General features: G+C 56.6%; 24 protein-coding genes. 15 read left to right on the top strand and 9 right to left on the bottom strand.

The features are described 5' to 3' along the window. Nucleotides 1–110: 110 nt before the first annotated feature. The 3 genes from HKK53_RS06135 to HKK53_RS06125 form a co-directional block, all read right to left on the bottom strand. Nucleotides 111–293, bottom strand: a complete 183-nt coding sequence (locus HKK53_RS06135) for a hypothetical protein (RefSeq protein ID WP_169370022.1) — start codon at nt 291–293, stop codon at nt 111–113. A 708-nt stretch (nt 294–1,001) separates the two neighbouring features. Then, entirely contained in the window at nt 1,002–1,220 is a 219-nt protein-coding gene (locus tag HKK53_RS06130) for a hypothetical protein (RefSeq protein ID WP_169370021.1), read from the bottom strand. 83 nt (nt 1,221–1,303) lie between these two features. Continuing rightward, the gene (locus HKK53_RS06125; RefSeq protein WP_169370020.1) at nt 1,304–1,501 is read right to left on the bottom strand and encodes a hypothetical protein; all 198 of its coding nucleotides are present in this window, start codon (nt 1,499–1,501) and stop codon (nt 1,304–1,306) included. Nucleotides 1,502–2,047: 546 nt separating this feature from the next. Here HKK53_RS06125 and HKK53_RS06120 point away from each other — a divergent pair. Beyond that, nucleotides 2,048–2,269: a hypothetical protein gene (locus HKK53_RS06120; RefSeq protein ID WP_169370019.1), complete on the top strand. Its 222-nt coding sequence runs from the start codon at nt 2,048–2,050 to the stop codon at nt 2,267–2,269. Between the two features lie 388 nt (nt 2,270–2,657). Here the strand turns inward: HKK53_RS06120 and HKK53_RS06115 are convergent, their stop codons facing one another. Together HKK53_RS06115 and HKK53_RS06110 are read right to left on the bottom strand one after the other, a co-directional pair. Beyond that, complete coding sequence (locus HKK53_RS06115; protein ID WP_169370018.1) at nt 2,658–2,921, bottom strand: hypothetical protein; 264 nt, start codon at nt 2,919–2,921, stop codon at nt 2,658–2,660. A gap of 211 nt (nt 2,922–3,132) precedes the next feature. Further along, nucleotides 3,133–3,507, bottom strand: a complete 375-nt coding sequence (locus HKK53_RS06110; RefSeq protein WP_169370017.1) for a hypothetical protein — start codon at nt 3,505–3,507, stop codon at nt 3,133–3,135. A gap of 180 nt (nt 3,508–3,687) precedes the next feature. On the opposite strand from HKK53_RS06110, the gene rhuM reads away from it, so the two are divergent. Next, nucleotides 3,688–4,716, top strand: coding sequence for a RhuM family protein (rhuM, locus tag HKK53_RS06105; protein WP_169370016.1), 1,029 nt, complete (start codon nt 3,688–3,690; stop codon nt 4,714–4,716). A gap of 55 nt (nt 4,717–4,771) precedes the next feature. On the opposite strand, the gene HKK53_RS06100 is transcribed toward rhuM, so the two are convergent. The 3 genes from HKK53_RS06100 to HKK53_RS06090 form a co-directional block, all read right to left on the bottom strand. Then, entirely contained in the window at nt 4,772–5,026 is a 255-nt protein-coding gene (locus tag HKK53_RS06100) for a hypothetical protein (protein ID WP_169370015.1), read from the bottom strand. A 127-nt stretch (nt 5,027–5,153) separates the two neighbouring features. After that, nucleotides 5,154–5,465, bottom strand: coding sequence for a hypothetical protein (locus HKK53_RS06095; RefSeq protein WP_169370014.1), 312 nt, complete (start codon nt 5,463–5,465; stop codon nt 5,154–5,156). Between the two features lie 42 nt (nt 5,466–5,507). Next, nucleotides 5,508–6,260 carry a S24 family peptidase gene (locus HKK53_RS06090; protein ID WP_169370013.1) on the bottom strand — a complete coding sequence of 251 codons (753 nt, stop codon included), beginning with the start codon at nt 6,258–6,260 and terminating at the stop codon, nt 5,508–5,510. A gap of 368 nt (nt 6,261–6,628) precedes the next feature. On the opposite strand from HKK53_RS06090, the gene HKK53_RS06085 reads away from it, so the two are divergent. The 13 genes from HKK53_RS06085 (at nt 6,629) to HKK53_RS32950 (ending at nt 13,729) form a co-directional block, all read left to right on the top strand. Beyond that, a complete protein-coding gene (locus HKK53_RS06085) occupies nt 6,629–6,832 on the top strand; it encodes a hypothetical protein (protein ID WP_020799051.1) in 204 nt (67 codons plus the stop codon). Between the two features lie 400 nt (nt 6,833–7,232). Next, nucleotides 7,233–7,655: a phage regulatory CII family protein gene (locus tag HKK53_RS06080; RefSeq protein WP_169370012.1), complete on the top strand. Its 423-nt coding sequence runs from the start codon at nt 7,233–7,235 to the stop codon at nt 7,653–7,655. 244 nt (nt 7,656–7,899) lie between these two features. Next, nucleotides 7,900–8,637 (top strand): phage antirepressor KilAC domain-containing protein, encoded by a 738-nt coding sequence (locus HKK53_RS06075; protein ID WP_169370011.1) that lies wholly within the window; start codon nt 7,900–7,902, stop codon nt 8,635–8,637. Then, nucleotides 8,637–9,434, top strand: coding sequence for a phage replication protein (locus HKK53_RS06070; protein ID WP_169370010.1), 798 nt, complete (start codon nt 8,637–8,639; stop codon nt 9,432–9,434). The genes HKK53_RS06075 and HKK53_RS06070 overlap by 1 nt, the downstream gene beginning before the upstream one ends. Next, nucleotides 9,424–10,218 carry an ATP-binding protein gene (locus HKK53_RS06065; protein ID WP_169370009.1) on the top strand — a complete coding sequence of 265 codons (795 nt, stop codon included), beginning with the start codon at nt 9,424–9,426 and terminating at the stop codon, nt 10,216–10,218. The genes HKK53_RS06070 and HKK53_RS06065 overlap by 11 nt, the downstream gene beginning before the upstream one ends. Further along, a complete protein-coding gene (locus HKK53_RS06060) occupies nt 10,218–10,508 on the top strand; it encodes a hypothetical protein (RefSeq protein ID WP_169370008.1) in 291 nt (96 codons plus the stop codon). Before HKK53_RS06065 ends, HKK53_RS06060 begins: the two co-directional genes overlap by 1 nt. Beyond that, nucleotides 10,505–10,696: a hypothetical protein gene (locus HKK53_RS06055; protein ID WP_169370007.1), complete on the top strand. Its 192-nt coding sequence runs from the start codon at nt 10,505–10,507 to the stop codon at nt 10,694–10,696. The genes HKK53_RS06060 and HKK53_RS06055 overlap by 4 nt, the downstream gene beginning before the upstream one ends. After that, the gene (locus HKK53_RS06050) at nt 10,693–11,163 is read left to right on the top strand and encodes a hypothetical protein (protein WP_169370006.1); all 471 of its coding nucleotides are present in this window, start codon (nt 10,693–10,695) and stop codon (nt 11,161–11,163) included. The genes HKK53_RS06055 and HKK53_RS06050 overlap by 4 nt, the downstream gene beginning before the upstream one ends. Then, the gene (locus HKK53_RS06045) at nt 11,160–11,771 is read left to right on the top strand and encodes a recombination protein NinG (RefSeq protein ID WP_169370005.1); all 612 of its coding nucleotides are present in this window, start codon (nt 11,160–11,162) and stop codon (nt 11,769–11,771) included. Before HKK53_RS06050 ends, HKK53_RS06045 begins: the two co-directional genes overlap by 4 nt. Beyond that, nucleotides 11,768–12,349, top strand: coding sequence for a hypothetical protein (locus tag HKK53_RS06040; protein WP_169370004.1), 582 nt, complete (start codon nt 11,768–11,770; stop codon nt 12,347–12,349). The genes HKK53_RS06045 and HKK53_RS06040 overlap by 4 nt, the downstream gene beginning before the upstream one ends. 287 nt (nt 12,350–12,636) lie before the next feature. After that, nucleotides 12,637–12,819, top strand: a complete 183-nt coding sequence (locus HKK53_RS06035; RefSeq protein WP_169370003.1) for a Com family DNA-binding transcriptional regulator — start codon at nt 12,637–12,639, stop codon at nt 12,817–12,819. Between the two features lie 11 nt (nt 12,820–12,830). Continuing rightward, entirely contained in the window at nt 12,831–13,154 is a 324-nt protein-coding gene (locus tag HKK53_RS06030) for a hypothetical protein (protein WP_169370002.1), read from the top strand. A gap of 266 nt (nt 13,155–13,420) precedes the next feature. After that, on the top strand, nt 13,421–13,729 hold the full coding sequence (locus tag HKK53_RS32950) for a hypothetical protein (protein WP_169370001.1): 309 nt from the start codon (nt 13,421–13,423) through the stop codon (nt 13,727–13,729). Nucleotides 13,730–13,989: 260 nt separating this feature from the next. On the opposite strand, the gene HKK53_RS06020 is transcribed toward HKK53_RS32950, so the two are convergent. Beyond that, entirely contained in the window at nt 13,990–14,343 is a 354-nt protein-coding gene (locus HKK53_RS06020) for a hypothetical protein (RefSeq protein WP_169370000.1), read from the bottom strand. Nucleotides 14,344–14,425: the final 82 nt, after the last annotated feature.

The following is a 14,425-nucleotide window of genomic DNA, read 5'->3' as shown; positions in this document are numbered from 1 at the left end:
GATGGTTGATCCAACAAAACTCGGCTGCACTCATCCGTTCCGCTCGTTGCCGTTGGGCGCAGAGGGGAGTGCATGCGGGTGGTGTCGGGAGGAGGGTGCAGCCGGCCCGATTAGGCCAGCCGGAATTTTCTTTCAGGGAAGTCCCTTTCGAACTCCTCAAGAATGCGGCCCGCAAGTTCCGGGCATTTGCGTGGAAGGGCGTGGTCGCGGTTGTCAGTCGTTTCCAATTTCTTCCCAATGAAGCAAAAGACGAACGCCCAGCCTTTGTCCGTTTGGACTTGAAGCTTTTCCATGTGGCGGCTCCGTTTTGAGATGTGGGGCCCAGGCCCGCTACTGGCGACGGCCTGGGTTTGCAACGTCAAGTTGTCCTGGTGCGCTGGGGTGGCCTACCGGAATCCCGGCCGATGCGCGGTGACATCGACGGCCTACTGTCCGCTGCCTGAATGAGTGTTGGGCGCAGCCTTCAGGCTTGCTGTGCCACGCAGGTGAATCGTTCAGCTACTTCATGGCGCGCCCTCCGTGCGGGGTTTCAACTGCGGGAAAGCCCACTGGCAGTTGGTGTTGCAGATGGCCGGAGCTGATCCCGGCATGAAGTACTGAGTTCGTCATGTCACTGTTCCGCATGACCGGCTTCGATCCTCGCCCCTGTAATCCCGCGAGGTATCCCAACAAGGCCCGAGCCCTCTGCGCATCAGCACTGCGCATTCATCTGCTTGCCGGTTACGTCTCCGGCGCCAGCCTTTGCTGGCCGTGGCCCAGGGTTTTGAGTCCTTCTGCTACTGGTGCTCTACAGGACTTGATGCAGGTGGGCGGTTATAGGCCGCAGTTTCGTCCGCATCGGGGTGTGATCTGGCCGGTACTGAACTCCGGCTTTGCGGATAGTCACCGCTTGGGTTACCCCAATTCCGCTGGACCTTAGCCAATCAGTCTTGGCATTCAGATCACACCCCGATGCGCTCTCATAGAGAGGATCGGGCAGTTGTAAACTCCGGGTTTACAACTCAATTACCTTTCATCAATTCGAGCGTTGTGATGGCCGAGTTGTAACCGCGAGCCCACTCTGCCGGTTTTCCGCGCATCTCATCCTTCAGCTTGATGATTGCCTCGTCGATAACCAGATTTCTTTCCGCCTGGTACTTCTTCTTCCAATTGATCGGCGGCTTCGTCGGTGCGGCGTGGCGCTTTTTGAAGCCAGCTACGTAGTCGCTTGCTGTGACCATCTCTGTTGCCTCCGAACCGTCAAGCCTGACTTGTCAGTTGATTTCCCGTCTGGCCCTGTCGCCAAGGCCAGACAGTGGAATCTTCACGCCTTCAGTTCGGCAGCAGCTTCGGCTGGAGTGCAGCCATCGGCGTAGTAGTCGAACGCATCGCTTTCTTCATCCGACCCTGCAGCAATGAAGTGGCCGAGGATTGCGCCAAGGCGCGAGATCCAGCGGCTGTAACTGATTTCAGCAGCGTCGGTGCGGCACTCGTCGGCCGCCATGGTTGCCATGTTGAACATCGTGTTGCCCTCCGGTTGTCATCCCAAAACCCGCTCATTGAACGGGCTTCAGTGATGCTTTCCGCCGTGACCCGCTTCTGGCGTCGGTCACTGGCCTATCCCAAATTATTCGTCCAGCCGCGGGCCTTTCGGCTTGTTCTCCCGCTGGATAACTGTTCTTGGCGTTTTACGCTGCACGCCTGGGTCAGTTGCCAACCCTCTGAACCGTTGAGGCCGGTTCATCGCTGCCTTTGAATCTGGGCCGGTGGTGATCCGGCAAGGTGAAGCGGAGAAGCTAAAGAGCGGTTGTGCGTGCTGCTTTGCTGTCTCGACTTCCGGTCCCGATGTGGGGACTGGGCTTCGATGGAATGAACATTACCTATGGGTAACTTCATATGCAATACCTTCGGGTAATTATTTTTGCGTGGGCGAAAAAAAGCCCGCGCGCGGCGGGCTTTGATCTGGCTATTTATTTTGCGGTGGGGGTTAGCAGCCCCGTACGTCGATCCTACAAAACATCAGCGACGGCGCAGCATCTACCAATTACAAACAACCAGGTGAGCTGCAATGAGCGAAGATCAAAAAGAGAAGGCGATAGCTACTTGGCGCAGGCTGCTGGAAGAACCTGAGATCCGCATGAGCGTCGAAGAACAGTTCGAAGCCCTGGTGATGATGGCGGACGAGCTGAAGCGCACCGGGGTGATCGACAGAGAGGAATGGCGGGAACTGGCGGAGGAGGCCAGCGCCTTCTATGCGCACACCATCGAGGGGCTGGAAGGCGGGACGTGACAGAGGAGTTTCAGGCAAAAAAAGCCCGCCAAGGGGAGGTGGGCTGTAAAAAGTCATGAGGACATGTAGCAGCATAGGCAACCACTACTGCCACGCAAAAAAGCAAAGAAAAATCCGCGCTCGACTACGTCTGGCCACCATTGGTCGCGCGAAGTGCCATCACACTGAACGCCTCCAACGCTCCGCCCTCTACCCCCCAATAGAACAATAATAAGGTGCTCCAAATGAGAGAGGCACAGCGAAGACTGGCCATGACAGCCTGGCGTGAGCTGTTCGGACTGGCTGGAAGTCAAATGGATGCAGAGGTTAAGTACTTCGGGTTGTTGAGGCGGGCTGACGCCATGGAGCGCGCCGACCTCATCACCAGCGACGAGTGGCGAAGGCTTGTTCAGGAGGCAGGGGCATCACTTGCGAGCACCGCAGAGTGCATGGGAGGACCAGGGTAGGGTGGGGAGAGCAGCTCTGTAATTGCCCTATCCATCACCTCCGCGTTGAATCTCAGATCGCCAACGCGAACCCTCAGCTTCTGCGTCGTTTCTGTCGCACCTTCTTTATCCAGCCACGCTGCGATTTCCTCGAAGGCCTCGCCGATCATCATTTGATTCAATTGAAGGCTGGCCAGCACAGCCGGGAATAGTTTTGGGTGGGCCACGACTCATTCCTCCATAAGGGCATTGGGCGCAGACAACAAAAAGCCCGCACTGGGCAGGATATTTGTCGAAGGGGCGCCGATCCGTCAGCCCGGCCAGTGTGCAGCCACGCGATGTGACCGCTCAACAGCGATACGACGAAAGGCGGGAATGAAAAAGCCCGGCGCTGGGCAGGGCTCGATGATGGATACCTATGCTGCTACCGCCAAGGCATTACCCCTCACAAGCAGTCGGATCTTCATAGACTTCGCACCACGCAGCCTTCATCAGCGGCTTGCACTCCGCGTCATACTTTCCCCTTAGCTTGGCAGTGCTGGCCGGGGTCATTGGTCCTGGGATTTCCTCGCCTAAATCCACCATCTTTTGCGCTACGGCGTCCTGGGCTTCTTGGGTATCGCCGGCGCGCTTCAAAAGTGCATAGAAAGCTTTTGACGACTGTTTGCGACTTATGTCGGGCTGGTCGCCAACAACCGACAGTAATTCGTAGTAGGCCGCACAATGAATGTCCTTCTCATTTGAAGCATCGGCTAGGGCAATAGACGAAGCGCTGCAGCAAAGGACAGCCAGTAGCCAAGAAATTCTGATCATTACTTTCTTCCAATAAATGTGTTGCGCAAGTGCGCAGCCATAGTATCGGCGAGAAAGTGAGGGTCTAGAGTGCGGGGAGAGGGGGCAGTCAAAAAAAACGGCGCTGGGCCGGGCGCGGTTGATGTGCAGGGGGTAGAGTGGCATCGTGACAAGTTACGAAATCAAATATCGGAGCAAGTAATGTCAGTGGAAGAAAATGGCAGCAATCAGCCAAAAAATAACCAAATGCTGTTCACTGATGAGGAGACGGAAGTAAGTCTTAGATTTGACTCCGAGGACCAGTCGCTCTGGGCTACAGGCCAGAATATTGCTCAGCTCTTTGGCGTTGACTATTCAAACGCGTTAAAGCATATCAAGAACGTTTATGCAGACGAGGAGCTTGATAAATCGGCAACCATGGCAAAATTTGCCATAGTTCAGAATGAGGGTGGTCGGGATGTGATGCGCGCGGACGTGCCTCACTACAACATCGACATGATCATCTCTGTTGGTTATCGCGTAAATGCCAAAAGAGCGGTGAAGTTTCGTCAGTGGGCCACTAAGACACTGAAAACCTTCATTGAGCAAGGTTATGTAATCAACGAAAAGGCTCTGCGGGAGTCGCCAGAAAAACTCAACAAGCTTGCCGCTGCAGTACGAGCTCTCCGGTCTGAGGAGAAGCAGGTCTACGCCAAGGTGCGAGAGTGTTTCAAAATTTGTTCCTCGGACTACGACTCTGGTTCGAAAACGGTCAGAAACTTTTACTCGTTACTACAGGATAAATTTCATCACGCAGTTACTGGAATGACAAGCTCAAAGCTGATCCTTGATCGGGCGAATCATCATACTGAAACAATGGGCATGCAATCAATTCGCGGCGACTTTCCGACACTCGAGGAGGCTAAAACAGGAAAAAACTATCTGAATAGTGACGAGCTTTACCGCCTTCACTTGCTGTCTGAGCAGTTCATGTTATACGCGGAGAGTACAGCCCTTACGAAGCGTCCCATGACCATGGAGTCACTTCACGGAAAGCTTGACGCCCTGTTGGTCTTTAATGATTACCCAGTATTCAGCGGATATGAGGATTACATTAAAGAAGAGGCGATCAGTCATGCACGTCAAGAACTGGGGTTGTATAAAAAGCGTAAGAAAATCGAGTCGCTGGGCTATGCATACGACGAGGACGCCTTGGCTTCCGGCGAATACGACGAGCTTCTAATCGATTAAAGAGTCAGGCAAATGACTGGAATCTGATCCTAGCCAAACTGCTGGCAATACTCGCTTACTCAGCCTTGCCCCGCACAATCCTTCCCGCCTTCACCTCATCAGCGTGGCGGCGAATCTTTTCTTGCTGAGCTTTCAGAAGAGCGGAGATCTTCATAAGCGCAACGGCATCATCGGGGGATCTGCCGCGGCCGGCCATGCTGGTCAATTCGGCCACTGACCAGTCGATGACCGCGGACGCATCGTCTAGGTCGTAGAACAGCTCTTGCTGGGCTGTTCTGGGGCCGTCGAGGCCTTGTATGAGATCTGCCATCTATTTGATTGTCCTGGTTATTGCGCCGGCTTTGATCTCGTCTGAATACGCGGTTAACCGGTCTTCGTCCGAATGGAACGCAGTGCACATCTTCAACAATGCCTGGACATCGCCTAATGCGCCTGCATCATCGGTCGTACCGCTTGCCGCCCGTGGAGATCAGATAGAGCGACTCTGAGTAGGGTAGGCGGGCGAGAATTTTCGTATTGTTCACCACGGCACCCATGGTCACCCCTCGGCAAAGCAGACTAACGCTGCCCTGCAGGCGCTCGCACATGGCGTCGGCACTGTCGATAAAGTTGGTCTTGTTCAGCCGCAGCATTATCACCGTGCGCCCCTCGGGCACTGCGCCGATCGGCGGCACGGCAAAGATAGTTATCTGGGTGTAGATGACTATCGCAACGAGAGCGACGATTCCAGTAATCACCAGCTTTTTCATGGAGTCCATTCCTTTTGGTGTGTGGTGCGAGCGTTGCGATTGTTATCGGGAGTACATTGCCCACCAAAACACGTGACCCAGGATCGCGATTTGCTGCTCCTGAATCTCGGCGAAGGTGTAGTCCTCATCCGGGTGCTCGTCACGATTGAAGCTGCGCAGGCGGATACCGGTTGGCAGGCGATAGACCTGCTTCACCCGGAGCTGGCCGTTATGGTTGATCGCGTACATATCGCCGTCGACGATATGGCCTAGCGAATTTTTGCCGACGTTCACGCCTACCGTGGCACCGTCGCGCAGCACAGGCAGCATGCTGTTACCACTCACCACCACACACTTCGCGTTGCTGAACTGCACGTTGTTGTGTCGGAGGTCTTTCTTGAAGAAGCGCAGCCTGGCGCTGTCGCTTTCAGCGATCGCGAACCGGCCCGAACCCGCGGCCAACTCTACTTCTTGGAGGAATGGCACGTAGACCTCGTCGTCATCGAGCGGGGTTTCGTCATCCCATGTATCGATATCGGAAAGGTGATCGGGCGGACTTTTTCTAGATCCGTCGCTATCCGCTGGCATTCCTACTTTATCGAGCTGATACCGGTCCAAGCCCAGTGCCTGCTCAATCTCCCGCGCAAAATCCTCGCCGATGTTCTTCCTGCTCGATGCTGGCATCGATGTTGAAAGGCATCGCGATATGTAATTTGCGCTTTTGCCGAGGGCGTCAGCCAGGCGGGCCTGCTTTCCCTCGAAGCGCTGCTTCATGAGCGACCGCAAGTTTTCGCGGCGAATTTCTGAAATTTCCATCGCCAAATCATCCCTTCCTGTTACCAAAAGGTAAATTCCCTGTAGGTATTGCTTTGTGATTACCTGCGGGTAATAATCAAATTACCTAAAAGGAGGCCCGACATGCGGACCAAACACCCAAGCCTGCTGGCCTGGCTCAAGGCGGCAACAGACACCGATGTCGCCCGCACAGGGACCACTCGCGCATATCTGAGATTGATCGCCTACGGGCACAAAACTGCGTCTGCCGAAATCGCTGCTCGTACAGAGAGCGCGACCGGAGGGTCGGTTACGCGCCAAGAATTAAGGCCTGAAGACTGGCGCCAAATTTGGCCTGAGCTTTCCGCCGCCTAACCCAGCCCCGTCACACCGAAAGCGGAAGTGAACCTATGGCCTACGACGATAAAGCGCACCGGCACGAACACCAGGTGAAGGTGCGCCTCGATGACGAAGTCTTTCAGGAACTGAAGGACGTAGCCCGCGACATGAAGCTGCAACACAGCGTGCTTAGCCGAGAAATCATCGAGGCCGCGCTTGAGGTCAAGCGAACGCTCGGAGAGCTGCCGTTTGAGCTGGAGAAAAGACGCGCCTGAGAAGGCCATAGAGGGGGATTCATGCCCAGTGCAGTAGTTGAACTCAGGAAGGGCGCAACAGAAGAACTGGCGCGATGGGCGTCGGAGATCGGAATCACCCCGGATGCCTTGGCCTCCGAGCTCTTGCGACTGGCCATGCCAGGACTCAAGAAAGCGATCTGCGACAGCACACCACCCGAAAGCAACGTGGTTGCCTTCCCTCCAAAGCGGTGATTCACAGCCCTTATTAGGGACCGCAGGGCGAGCAGGGCAGGCCGGTAGCGGGTTTCAAGATTGTCCACGGTCCCTGTTTCGGGACTGGAGAAAAAGAAGGTCATGGATTCGTCCCTGATCAGTTGATGAACGAATTATTTCCTTGTTGGCGTATCGCCACCACGGAAACAGAAACGAGGTTTTACGAATGGAAGATTTCCTGCGGGCCTGCCAGAGCGCTGTTCTGGACAACGAGGCAAAAGCACTGGCGGCAAAGATGGGCGTTCCGCATGTAGGTCTTCTTCAGCGGGCAAACCCTGACAACGATGCGCATCACCTGACCGTGGAGCATTTGTTCGGGATCTTGCTGCACACCGGCGACATGCGCCCGCTGCTGGCCTTGGCCAACGAGTTTGGTTTCGACCTGGTCGCCAAGACCGCGCCCAAGCCTCAGGCGCTGACCAAGTCGCTGATCAACGTCGGCAAGGAAGTGGCGGACCTGACCATCGCAGTTCACCAAGCGCTCGACGACGACCGCGTCAACACCTTCGAGAAAACCCTGATCCGCCAAGAAATCAACCATGTTCGTCAGAGCCTGGACGTGATGGATGCGTCGGTGAAGGCCGCCTGATGTTCCCGCATGCACAAGCTTTATTTGATGGTGCAGATGGAAAAGCCCAGAAAAAGGAGGGCTCCCCAACACTATTTGGGTAACGGCTTCAAAACCCAGGCACAAAAAAGCCGACGGTCGAGGTCGGCTAATTCATTAACACTTTGTGGGACAGATTATGCAGAGCCAACTCACTTCAAGCAATACCCCGAACCATGTCGCGACACGTTTTCTGCAAACGCAAAACGTGTCGCGGAATGAAACCATGAGCAGCTTTGAGCTTCTGGACCTGGTCAACTCGGCGCGGTCCTCGTTCGGTGAGGGAGAAGTCCGGCGCAATGATTTCGCTGCTCGCTGCAAGGACGAGCTGGAAGGGGAGCACTACGAAACTTTCGTAGTGAAGAACGCCAACAATACCGAGTCCGAAGGCATCCGGATGACCAAGGATCAGTGCATGTGCGTGCTGATGCGGGAGTCAAAGGCCGTGCGCCGCAAGGTAGTGATTCGACTGAACGAGCTCGACGCCAAGCCAGCCTTCGACTACGCAGCCGCCCTCAACGACCCCCGCACCTTGCTGGCCTTGCTCACTGACAATGTGAAGAAGGTCGTCGCCCTGGAAGCGGACAACACCGAGCTTTCCCACGAAAACCTGATGCTCGAGCAGAGGGTTGCCGCCGATGCGCCAAAGACAGCCTTTTTCGACGCAGTGACCGTCACGCACGAAACGTACTCGGTGGCCGAGGCCGCAAAGCTGATCGGCACCGGCCAGAACCGTCTGATGGCGTTCCTGCGTCAGCGCCGCTGGGTCACCCTCCGCAAAAACGAACCAATGCAGGGGCCGATTGAATCCGGCTACCTCACCGCAAAGCTCAGCACCTTTGAACATCCCGAAAACGGCAAGACCACCGTATCCACGCCACGTGTCACCGGCAAAGGCCTGACCAAGCTTCAAGCCCTATGGGCGCGGCGTGACGCTGACCTGCTCAACATGGAGGGCAAGTAATGGCCCGCGCACGCAACCTCAAGCCCGCCCTGTTCAAGAATGAACTGCTCGGCGTGGCAGACCCAATGCTCACCCTGCTGTTCGAGGGCCTGTGGCTTCTCGCTGATCGGGAAGGGCGCCTGGAAGATCGTCCACTTCGCATCAAGGGTGAACTGTTCCCGTATCGCGACGGCCTCGACATGGACGACATGCTCAACTGGCTTGCCGAAACCGGCTTCATTTTTCGCTACACCGTGGGTGAAAAGCGTTACATCGAAATCGACAACTTCGTGAAACATCAGAACCCGCACCGTAATGAACCCGAGTCGTTTATCCCTTCAGTATCAGATGGATGTATCACTTCGGATTTTGGCAGAAGTACTTCCGATAAAATCGGAAGCGCTCCGGCTGACTCCCTCTCTCTTGACTCCCTTAACCTGACTGCTGACTCCCTCACACCACCGACGCCGGCGGCATCGGCGACCGAGGATCTGTTCCCGAAGTTCTGGAAGCTGTACCCGAACAAGAAGGGCAAGGCGAACGCCGAGAAGGCCTGGAGGAAACTCAAGGTCACTGACGAACTGTTTGCCCTGATCGCCAGAGGCCTGGCCCGGCAAGTCGTCTGCGCCGAGTGGACCAAGGACGGCGGCCAGTACATCCCACACCCGGCGACCTGGCTGAACGGCAAGCGCTGGGAGGACGAGGTCAAGCCTGTCAGCAACGTGCACCAGTTCCCGCAATCCCGTCACACAGGCTTCGCTGAGCGCGACTACACCGCCGGCCTGACCCAGCGGGAGGACGGCAGCTATGCGATCTGAAAAAGTAATCGCCATGCCAAGCACGGCGCCCGCACCGCAAAAGATCACCGGCATCTGCGAAGACCACGGCCAGTTCCCGCAAACCGTGAACGTGATTTTCGGCAAGGTGTTCAAGACCGGCTGCCCGGAGTGCACCCGGATCGAGAAGGAAGAAGCTGCTGAGCAGGCCAAGATTCACGAACGCTACGAACTTTCCATCAAGCTCGGCTCGGCTCTGATCCCGAAGCGCTTCGCGGGCAAGACGCTGGCTAGGTACGTGGCCACCACGCCCGAACAACTCAAGGCCCTTGGCACTTGCCGCCGGTACGTCACCGAGTTCCCGCAGATCTCCGAATCTGGCCGTTGCCTGCTGATGCTCGGGAAGCCCGGCACCGGCAAGACGCACCTGGGCTCCGCCATCGCGAACGAGCTGATGCGCAAAACCGCCGCTACGGCCGTGTACCGCACGATCGGCTCAATCCTGCATGACATCAGGTCCACCTACGGCGGCGGAACCGAGCGCACGGAGGGGATGATCCTGGCCGGCCTTATCGCTCCGTCTCTGCTCGTTCTGGACGAAATCGGCGTGAGCAAGGAAACCCCGAGCGACTTCGAGCTGACCACGCTGTTCTCAATCATCAACGGCCGGTACGAGCAGATGCGCCCCACGGTGATCATCTCGAACCTCGACGGCAAGGCGCTGCCGTCGGCCATGGGCGAGCGCTGCGTGGATCGTCTGCGGGAGGGCGGGGTGATCGTCATTCCGTTCGAATGGGAATCTCAGCGCGGCAAGGAAGGCTTTTGATGGCTATCGACAAAGAGAAATTGAAGGCGCTGCTCTGGGCTGAAGCAGCCTCATTTCGAGCCGACTGCTCTGACTGGAAACGCAACACCGAAGCGCTGCAAGACTTCCTTGGCGAGAAGACCGTCGAGGAAGCGGCGCTGGAGCTGCTGGCCGAGAACGAGGCGCTGCGCAAAGATGCCGAGCGGTTCCAGTACCTCGACGCAAACCCTGATTTTCAGATCGCGTACACCGGCGATATGAGTCTCGGCCATTACATCGACGCCGCAATGGGCAAGGGAGAGCAGTTATGAGCGTGATCATCTGCCCAAGCTTCCTCGTCGCCAAGGCATTGTCGCGCCTCGACACGTTTTACCACCTGCGGGAGCGGGATCGTAACAGTGCAGTTCCAGCCTTGCGCGGTCTTGCTATTGCAGCGAAAGCCTACGGCATCGTTTCGCATGATCGGACGTTGGCATGTGCAAGCGAGGGCGCCCGATGACCGACAAGATCAGCGTCAACAGCCAGGCCAAGCTCACCGAGGCCATCACCAGTCTGACCACCATGTACAAGGACAAGAAGTTCGTCGTTGTCTCACTGCGCCCGGGCAAGGACCGCACCCTCGACCAGAACTCTCTGTGGTTCGGGATGTACAAGCGCATCGCCGAGATGACCCAGATCGGCGATGCGGCCGACGCCCGGCGCTACTGCAAGCTGCACTTCGGTGTGCAGATTCTGCTGAACGAAGATTCAGGGTTCCAGGCTGCGTGGTATCGGGTCATGCGCCATCTGCCCTACGAGGAGAAGCTGGCCATGATGGGCGAGTGCAAGCTGTTCGGTCCGGACGGCTTCCCCGTCACCAGCCTGTTCAATCGCGCCCAGGGCATCCAGTACACCGACCGCATGGCCGCGTTCTTCACGGGCCAGGGCGTTGTCCTCACCGATCTGCTGAGCAAGGAAGCCGCATGAAGCGCACCCCACTACAACGCAAGACCCCGCTCACGTCCGGTGGCCCGCGCCGGAAGCGCTGCCCGTCCTGCCGAGTGATGTACACGCCTGCCCGCGACTCGCAAGCCGTATGCGGGGAGATCGAGTGCGCAATCGCTCACGGACAGTCAGAGAAGGGCCGGGAAACCACGCGTAAAGCCTTCGCGGATGCCGGGCGCCGGGAGATCAAGGTTCGCAAGGAGAAGCTGAAGAGCCGGGCCGAGCATCTCAAGGACACGCAACAGGCCTTCAACGCCTGGGTGCGCGAGCGCGATGCCGAACTGCCGTGCATCAGTTGCAGCCGGCACCACCAAGGCAAGTACGACGCAGGGCACTACCGCACCGTCGGCAGCAATCCCGCGCTGCGCTTCGAGCCGCTGAACTGCCACCGCCAGTGCTCGCCATGCAACACCCGGCTTTCCGGGAACATCGTGAATTACCGCATCGAGCTGGTGAAGCGGATCGGCGCCGAGCAAGTCGATTGGCTGGAAGGACCGCATGAGCCGAAGAAGTACACCGTCGAAGAACTGAAGGCGATGACCGCCGACTACCGGGCAAAAACAAGAGAGCTGAAGGGGAGAGCAGCATGAAAATCCATTCCGCGCGCCAGGCTTGGCACGACTGCAACTACAACCCGGCCCCCGGCCAGACTTCTGACGCCGCTGAACTGGGCGTGGTGGTGCAGGGCACGGAGCGAGGCCCGACGGCTAACCCTGCCATGCACGGAGCGCTGGCCGGCCACATCCAGTCAGCAATTGCTCGGCTTCATTTTCAACTGCGGGCTTTCGGCAATGCCATGTATGCGGCCGAGCCGACAGATGATGATCGGGAGGAGGCAGAAGGTGCTGTTTTCAACCTGGCATGCTCACGGGTAGAGCGTATGACCGCCAGCAAGCGGGAGCGGGCCGAGTATGTCGCCAAGGGTGTGTTCCGTCGTTACCGCTACATGCACCAAGGCGGGCAATCGGCCAATGCCGATCCGCTGATCAAGCCCGAGTTGTTCCGCGCCTGGATGAAAGGAGAGTACGACGTCGAGCTTCCGTCAGCGGCATGGGGGCGAGATTGGGAGCCATTCGTGCAGCTTTGCTTCGATGCCTGCTATGACATTGACGCTCGTGCGTTGAGTCCAATTGGCGGTGTAATTTACAAGATGAAAGAGGCTGCTTGACTTCCCGCACGGCTGAGGGCATGATTTCCCCATAGTTAGTATTTTGCCTTCGGCAAGTTACTTAGAAAGCCGGCCACTGTGCCGGTTTTTTTATGCCCGCAAGAAAGCAAAAAGCCCCGACAAGTTCGGGGCTTTTTTATGCGCGCAGAAAAAGAGAGGGCGATTCCAGAGGGTGCGCGAACACCCAAAAGAAACGCCGGATCGCAGATAGTGCCTGCAAGCCAGCCAAGGCCCTCACTGCTCGCGCGAGCGGGACGGAGCCTAGCAGAAATCAAACGGACTTGCAGATGTTGAAAGAATGCAGATGTGGAAATTGCAAACGACTTCTCGCCCGAGTGGGTGAGTTTACCGAGCTCCAGATCAAATGTTCCCGATGCGGGACGTTGAATCATGAGAAGGCCGCGAGCCTCGAGCGATCGCCTTTGAGCGACATGAAAGCGGAATCCTCCGCGAACAATCATTCGATTTAAAGGTGAAAAAAATGGAACCAGTAACTATTGGTGCAAAGTTCTACAGCTCCGACACATATAGTGTTGAAGCGATCATCAAGCCAACTGAAAACGTCGCAGGTGCCGTAATTCGTACAGCCTCGGTGAGCGGCACTCATCTTTCCGGCCTAATTACCGGAACTGTGGCTCCGAAGCTCGGCTCGGACTATGATGGGAAGCCGATCCTGATGACTCTGGGTAGTGGCTCCCAAAATCTTTCGTATCCGATCCAACTGCCGCCTGGCTATGGTCTGTGGATTACTGCAAACAGCAGCACCCCGAGTCGCGCTTGCGTGACTTACGATTTGCTGCCTTAAGGAGCGAAGGGCTGCATAAACAGCCACTTGTTGTTGCTCTGTGGTTACGTGACAGGGTTTAGGCCCCAGCAGATGCTGGGGCCTTTTTTGTTTTCAGCTCCACCACGCCCATCACTCTGAGCGGCAAAGATTACGCCCCTATTCAAGATCGTGTACCGAGCGGGGCTATCGTGTTTCACCGTTCGTCCAGCGCCCGGCACTCGCCGATCCGCGCCGCCTCTCAAGTTCATGCACGGATATCCCGCGCCTCAGAACGGAGACTCAGCATGGACATCGACGAGAATGCGCCAGGGAACATTTCCCAGAAGGGCGTGACGAGTGATACGGACAACGAAACAGGCCATGATCCTAAGCGGAATGAGCCAGAAGTGCCGCTGCCTGCGGATGACGAAGCACCTGTCGAGGCAGATATGTCAGACGTGGATGCCAACAATTCGGTGTCGAGTGAGCATACAGAATCTGGAAAGAGTGGGCGCGTCGATGATCCGGACGCAGACCCACTGATGAATGATCAGGACGAAGACGATAAGGAGGCTCGCGGCCTACCTGCGAGCGACCCTGAATCAGGGGCCTGAACAAATCTTTGGATTATTCCAATTGCCCGCATAGCGCGGGCTTTTTTACGCCTCAGATTTACCTGTAGCCAGAGCAGCACCCGGGAATGCCTGGACGTCGATAGCCGAACAGTACGACGTACGGAAATAACACCGACAGCCCGCGCACCCTGACCTCACCAATGCTGCAGGGTGGCGTGAGACTGGACTGCGAGATCGATGCAAAGGCGCGTCGACGCAGAGAAGGTCTTCGGCGGACAGGAGAGGAAAGACCCTCACGCCTATTCAGATTGCAAACTGCTTAGGTATTTTTTGCAGAAATCAGATTCTGTAATTTTTCGAGCGCGACCCTTCCACACTTCAACGGTTGAATTGGGTACGCCGAATATCTCACTCATGATCTTTTCAGTATTGGCAGTCTCTTCCGCAGGAGTGTCTTCGAGATTGTGCTCATTCATATACTGAGCAACTACGCCGGCGGACTTGATTAATGTCTCTGCGTTGGAGTCGTCATCCATCGCATATGCGGCTTCACATCGGTTAACCTGGAATACGTAATCGTCTTTGCTCTCGCTTCCGTACAGCGAGAGGCATGAAGCCGAAACCAGTGCTACAAAAATTTTAGATCCTTTCACTTTTCCTGTCCCTATTACGCCAAGATTTCGCGGTGGGTTATACCTCCTGCGCTGTCTTTATGCTCTTATCCAAGGCTTCGCT

This window comes from Pseudomonas sp. ADAK7 (genome assembly GCF_012935675.1).
Taxonomy (GTDB): Bacteria; Pseudomonadota; Gammaproteobacteria; order Pseudomonadales; family Pseudomonadaceae; genus Aquipseudomonas.
This window is presented reverse-complemented; position numbering and strand designations above follow the sequence as displayed.